Here is a 6,363-nt window from a genome sequence, read left to right on the forward strand (position 1 = left end):
GGCATAGCGCGCGGTGCGCCGTGTGCGCAGGTAATGCGCTTCGTCGATAATGACGAGTGTTCGCAGCGGCGCTCGCTCGCGTACCACTTCTTGTCGAACGGTGCCGGCAGCCGTTGCGTGATGGGCGCCGTCGTGGCGGGAAAAGCCGTGCACGGAGTGCAGTCGTATGTGCGGCAGGTGGGCGTGAGTGATCGCGGTGCGCCACATGGTTTGCAGGGCGGCCGGTGCAATGATGTGCACCTGTTGGTACGCACCGGCCACGGCAAGCGCGGTGTACGTTTTGCCCAGGCCCACGTCATCGGCGAGGAGGGCGCCGTGATGCTTGCGCATCGCCGTGTGAATGCGTGCGACTGCGTCACGCTGGTGAGGGAGCAGCGTGACATCACCGAGTTCGGCGGGCGGTGGCGGTGCGATGAGGGCGGTGGCGAGCCGAGCCTGGACGTGGCTCGCGTCGTGGGGAGAGCACGTCATGGCGTGTACCAGTCGAGCAATGGGGTGAGTTGGCGAAGCGGAACGTCGTAGGCATCGGCGACCGCGAGATCGTGCTCGTTGATTGGAACGTGCTCGTGCTTCGCGAGTCGTTGTCCGACCGGCGCGAGCAGGGTGCGGGCGCGCAGCCAATCGTGGGGCACGGGTAGAGCAGCCACGGTCCAGCCAAGGAATCGGCGAAAGCCACCGCGGGCGGGTTCAGCGAGCACGTCGAGCCAGGCGGCGGCAATGGTGGAGTTGAGCAGCGCGTCAAGTGCGTAGGCGTCGTCGAGTGACGCGGTTCGCACCACGTAGCAGCTATTGAGCGGCACGGTGGGATCGCCGGCATCGAGCACGCGGGTGCGCAGTCGTTTGCCGATGTCGGCCCAGACCACGCGCGGCGTGTCGGCGCGGGCGGCTTCGGTGCGGAATAGCGTCCACCAGGGCATGCGGGCGCGGGCATCGCACCGGCTTTCGAGGCGTGGGCGCCAGTGCGCGAGCCATCGCGTGGTGGCGGGCGGCAGCGTGCGTAGCGGGAGACCATCCGGACCGTGGGTCCACAGAATGCGCAGTTCTTCGCCTGCCTTGGTGGGGCCTGCGATCGGCGACCGTGCGATAATGCCTTCCCCGCGCAGCGCGGGGCGCAGCAGTCGGCGTTCGATGATGGCCGATCGCGGTACGGGTGCGGTGCCTGGCGCGGGGTTGTCCGACGCGACCACGGTGGCGGAGTCGTCGTCGTGTTCCTGCGCGTGCACGAGGAAGGCGGCATTACAGCCGCACTTCACGCCAAGTAGCGGGCGTCCGATGGGGGAGTCACCGAGTGCGGGGCCGGCGGCGCGGAGCCGTTCGAAGGCCGCGTGGGCGGGTGGCGGGAGGAGGATCCACGGGGCGGCGGCGTCGCCGTCGAGGGCGAGTCGTGCCATGGGAACCGGAAAGTGACGTTCGCCGAGTGCCGTGCTGATGGTGACATCGATGTCAGTGGGCGCGGATGTCGGCGTGTGCGGTGAGACGTCGGTGCCGGCGTGTTTGCGGGCCACCAGCAGCGACGGATAGGTGGCGGCATCGAACATGGCGGGGGCGTCACTCCAGTCGCGGATCGTACGCACGGTGGCGTACTGGGCGATTGTGCGACGGATGCCGCCGCCCGAAAGGGAACGCCACAGCTTGGCGGGTACGAGCAGGGCGAGCGTGCCACCCGGCGCGAGCAGTTCGAGGCTGCGTTCGATGAAGGCGACCGAGAGGTCCGGCTGCGAGGCGAAGCCCACGCCGGCGCCGGCGCGAGCGGCACCGGCGTGCCAGGTGGCGGCGCGCATGCTGCGGAACTCCCGACGCAACTGCTCGCGATCGCGTGGCGCGAGCGCGTGCGGCCGCACCCATGGCGGATTGCCGATGAGCACGTCGAAACCACCGGTGGCGGCAACGTCGGCGAAGTAGGTGACGAAGCGGAACGGCAGCGCGCCGCCGTCGGCCAGTTTGGATCGGGCGGCGGAGAGTTCGCGACAGTGTGCGCGGATGGCGTCGAGCTTGAGGTGATCAGCGCGGGTGGGCGTACGTCGCTGACCGAAGAGATCGCGCGCGCGGAGTGCACTGAGCAAGGCAACGCGATCAGCGCGGAGTGCATCGCGTCGCGTGGAGAGTTCGGCCATCGCGCGTTGTCGCTCTTCGCGCTGGAGGGCAATCGCGATGGACTGTTTGCGCGGCCCGGTCGCGCGGGTGTAGCGCTCGCGCAGCGCCGTCAGCGTGCGGGCGCTGGGTGGCGCGAATCGGAAATTTCCGCCGGCAAGGGAATCGCCGACGCGAATGTGATGATCCAGATTGGGCAGCGGCGGCACGCGGGTGATATCGGTTTCCGAACATTCGATGACCACCGATAGCCAGAGCCGCAGTTCGCAGAGCCAGACGGCGACCGGATTGCGATCGACGCCGAAGATGCAGTGCGTGAGGAGCTGTCGTCGGATGCGATGCGCGTCGGCGGCTGGCGAACCTGAGAGCCGCTGTGTGCGTCGGTGCAGTGTGCTGAGGCGTTCGAGCGTGTGCACCAGGAACGCGCCCGATCCGCAGGCCGGATCGAGAATGCGCAGACGGTGCAGGGCATCGGTAGTGGCGGGGGTGAGCACGAGCGGCTCACTGGTGTCGTCGAGGGCATCGGGAGGGAGGTCGGGGAGGGCGGTGAACAGGGCGTCGCGGACCACCTGTTCGACCAGTGCCGGTGGCGTGTAGAACGAGCCCGAGCGTCGACGCTCGTCGGTGGCCATGAGCGATTCGAAGGCACGACCAAGCATTTCCGGGTCGACCGCGACTTCGGACCAGCTGGCGGAATCTTCGTGGGCGGTGAAACGGTGTCGGTCGAGGACCGTGCCCACGAGATGGGCAATGGCATCGTCGCTGAATTGCAGCGTGCGGTGCCGCTTCTCGAGGGGCGTCGGGGAAAACAGGCCGCCGTTGAGAAACGGGACGGCCCCGAAGCGACGCGCGGCGGGGGCACGATCGCGGCGCGGCGTGTTGAGCGTACCGAAAAACAGCGGGCGCAACAGCCGATGATGCAGCTGTCCGCCAAGCTCGAGCTGCGCGGTGGTGTGATGCAGGAGAAAATCGAGGCGATGATCGAGCCAGCCCTTCGCTTCCAGAAACGCCAGAAAGAGACAGCGGCTAGTGCAGAGCAAGGCGAGCTCGCGCCGTTCGACGGGCGATGTGGCGCTCGCGGCCTGACCATTCACATCGGTGGCGAGCGTCGTGACAGCGCGCTCGAGGATCCCGTAGAACCGATTGGAGAGCGCTTCGCGCCGTAAGATGTCGGTGAATCGCGCGTGGCGCAGCAGGGCCGCCTGCTCCGGAACGGCGGCGAGCGCGCGCAGCGTGTCAGCATCGGAGTCCACCACGCGACTACGATCGATACGCAGGGCGGCCACGCGCGGACCGCTGCTGTGCGAGCCGACCGTGGCGATGCAGAGGGTGCGCGAACGCGCGTCAAGTGTAATGAGGCACCAGAGGCGCGCCGGGGCTTGGCGCAGCAGGGTGGCGGCCAACCGTTTGGTGAGTTCGCGCGGATCGCTGGCTGTGGCGAGATCGGTCGGCGGCGCGAGTTCGGCGCAGAGCAGTCGCAGCGTGCCCGGGCCGCGCACGAGGTCGGCGCTGCTCGTGAGCGCCTCGATGTGCAGGCGTTCGCGTCCGTCTGCGGAGAGCGTGGTGGGAGTTGCAGTGAAGCCCATGGCCTGGGCAATCGGTCGCAGCGACAGGCGGGAGTCGGCCTGCGCGAGCAGTTGGGCGGCGGCGCGGAGTGTGAGCACGCGGCCACAGTGGGTGCAGGTGGCCCCAGGAGTGTCACCCGAAGTATGCCGGCGGTGCTTTCGGAGCGCACGCGGTCAGAGCACCTTGCAACATGCCCGTTTCGATCGCCTTGTCGCCACGCTCCGACCCCCGCGCCTGGGTCGAGGTGGCGCGTGTGTTCGCGCGGCTCGGGCTTACCTCCTTCGGTGGGCCGGCGGCGCACATCGCCGCGATGGAAGACGAGCTTGTGAACCGTCGGCAATGGCTCAGCCGCGACGAGTTCGTCGACCTGGTCGGCGCGGCCAACCTCATTCCGGGTCCCAATTCCACCGAACTCGCGATTCACATCGGCTATCGTCGCGCCGGGTGGCCGGGGCTGGTGGCCGCCGGCGTCTGCTTCATCGTGCCGGCTGTGCTGTTGGTGTGGGGGCTCGCCATGGTGTACGTGCGCAACGACACGCGGGTGAATGTGTCGGCGATGCTGGCCGGGCTGCAGCCGGTCGTGCTGGCGGTCGTCGTGCAAGCACTCTGGCGATTGCGCGCCAGTCTGGTGCGGTCGCGCTGGGCCGCGGCGCTGGCATTGGGAAGCTTGGTCGCGGTGTTGGCGGGCGTGTCCGAGATCACGGTGCTGGTCGCCGCCATCCTCGTTTCGCTCGTGATCGCGCGCGCGACGGTGCGCGATGAGACGGACTCTGGCCCGGGGCATCGTAAGCTCGCCGCGTTTGGCGCCGTCGGTGCCGTCGGTGCCGTCGGTGCCGTCGCAACCACGATGAACGCGCCGTCGGTTTTTCTGGCGTTCGCCAAGATCGGCAGTGTGCTGTTCGGCAGTGGCTACGTCCTGCTTACTTTTCTGCGCGGCGAGTTCGTACTACGTCACGCCGTGCTCACCGACGCGCAGCTTCTCGATGCCATTGCGGTGGGACAGGTCACGCCAGGGCCCGTGTTCTCGGCCGCCACATTCGTGGGCTACCTGATTGCCGGGCACGCCGGCGCCGCCGCCGCGACCGCCGGCATCTTTCTCCCGGCGTTCGCGGGCGTCGCCCTCACCGCACCGTACGTCGTGCGAGCGCGCAGCACTCGGCGCTGGTCGACGGCGCTCGACGGCGTGAACGCGGCCTCACTGGCCCTCATGGCGTCGGTCGTGCTGGTGATGGTGCGCCAGATCGCGCCTGATCCGGCCGCCTTGACTATCTTAGGCGTGGCCGCGGCCATACTCATGTTCACGCGCGTGGGCAGTGGGTGGGTGCTGCTCGCCGGCGGATGCTTCGGTCTGCTGCGCACGCTCGTCTGATTGTTCGCGTACTCTTTTTCTCATCGCACGACTTCCCATGCCCGTCTGCTGGCTCAACGGATCCTTTTGCGCGGAACGGGACGCGTCGGTCTCTATCTTTGACCGCGGCCTGCTGTTCGGCGACGGCGTCTACGAAGTCGCGGCGGTCTTGAACGGGCGGCTGCTCGACGCCGACCGGCACCTGGTGCGTTTGGCGCGCTCACTGGCGGCCATCGCTATTCCCCACACGCAGTCGGCCGCGACATGGCTCGATGTGATGCAGCAGTTGGCCACGCAGAATGGTATCGACGAAGGACTCGTATATCTGCAGGTCACGCGTGGCGTTGCCGAACGCGATTTCCCGTTCCCTGTGAACGCGACGCCCACGATGTTCGCCTACGCCCGGGCAAAGTCGCTGCGGGCTGATGCGAACGCATCTGGTGTGCGGTTGCTCTCGGTGCCCGACATGCGTTGGACGCGGTGTGACATCAAGAGCACCAGCATGCTGGCGCAGGTGCTCGCCAAGCAGTCGGCGCGCGCGGGCGGGGCATTCGAAGCGATGATGCACGTCGATGGCCTCGTGACCGAAGGCGGCTCCAGCAACCTGTGGATCGTGAACGACGGCGTCGTGCAGACGCGTCCGCTCGCGAACGACATCCTGGCGGGCATCACACGCGATGTTGTGCTCGAACTTGCACACGCATCCGGTGTGCCGGTGCGAGAGCGCGCTTTCACGGTTGCGCAGGCAAAGGCGGCCGGTGAGTGCTTCATGAGTAGCGCTACGAGCTTCATCCTACCGGTTACCGCGATCGACGATGACACCATGCGCGGTGGGGAGCCCGGCCCCGTCACGCAGCGGTTGCGCGCCGCCTACATTGCGCGCGCCGATCGACTCACGCGCTGACCGGCCCCGCGCGCTACTGGGCGACGTACCCCCTGTCTTTCCATCGCACGTTGTTGCCACGTGCAATCGCGGCGACACAAATCGCCAGCACAATTGCTCCGCCCAACGGCGCCAGCAGCGCGCGGCGTATCGGATCGCCATTGATCCGGTTCGCGGCGGCAAACGACGTGAGCACCGCCGCACTGGTAACGGCGCTCCAGAGCAGCAGGCCGGTACCAACCGCACTGCCCGCGACCACGGACGCCGTGCACCACGCCAGCATCACGAACGGCATCAGCACGCCCAGCGGAAACGACAGCAGAAAGAGCGGGTAGAGTCGCTGGCCCACCGCCCCCCACCACATCGCGTGGCGTCCGCCGGCATACATGTTCTTCCCCCAGCCTTTCACGAGACTGCCCAGGCCATCGTACATCCGCGTGCTGAGCTGGTTGATCCCCAGCGCCAGCGAGACGCG

Annotated in this window: 4 protein-coding genes and 1 pseudogene; 2 read left to right on the forward strand and 3 right to left on the reverse strand. The window is 67.9% G+C overall.

What is annotated here, in order from left to right; all coding sequences use genetic code 11:
- Positions 1-471: SNF2-related protein (locus tag ACLL97_RS03725; RefSeq protein ID WP_411279131.1), on the reverse strand; the 471-nt coding region annotated here is incomplete at its 3' end.
- A complete protein-coding gene (locus tag ACLL97_RS03730; RefSeq protein ID WP_411279132.1) occupies positions 468-3,755 on the reverse strand; it encodes an Eco57I restriction-modification methylase domain-containing protein in 3,288 nt (1,095 codons plus the stop codon). The genes ACLL97_RS03730 and ACLL97_RS03725, both read right to left, overlap by 4 nt.
- 92 nt (positions 3,756-3,847) lie before the next feature.
- Between ACLL97_RS03730 and chrA the strand changes: the two genes are divergently transcribed.
- Both chrA and ACLL97_RS03740 read left to right on the forward strand, forming a co-directional pair.
- A complete protein-coding gene (chrA, locus tag ACLL97_RS03735) occupies positions 3,848-5,026 on the forward strand; it encodes a chromate efflux transporter (RefSeq protein WP_411279133.1) in 1,179 nt (392 codons plus the stop codon).
- Positions 5,027-5,063: 37 nt separating this feature from the next.
- Positions 5,064-5,909, forward strand: a complete 846-nt coding sequence (locus ACLL97_RS03740) for a D-amino acid aminotransferase (RefSeq protein WP_411279134.1) — start codon at positions 5,064-5,066, stop codon at positions 5,907-5,909.
- A gap of 13 nt (positions 5,910-5,922) precedes the next feature.
- Here ACLL97_RS03740 and ACLL97_RS03745 read toward each other — a convergent pair.
- Positions 5,923-6,363 (reverse strand): annotated as a pseudogene (locus tag ACLL97_RS03745) (hypothetical protein); the annotation flags it as partial.

The organism is Gemmatimonas sp. (genome assembly GCF_046594945.1).
Lineage (GTDB): Bacteria > Gemmatimonadota > Gemmatimonadetes > Gemmatimonadales > Gemmatimonadaceae > Gemmatimonas.

Bases quoted from the DNA above. Each gene is read 5' to 3' on its own strand.
- chrA (WP_411279133.1), top strand. From the start codon at position 3,848: ATGCCCGTTTCGATCGCCTTGTCGCCACGCTCCGACCCCCGCGCCTGG.
- ACLL97_RS03740 (WP_411279134.1), top strand. From the start codon at position 5,064: ATGCCCGTCTGCTGGCTCAACGGATCCTTTTGCGCGGAACGGGACGCG.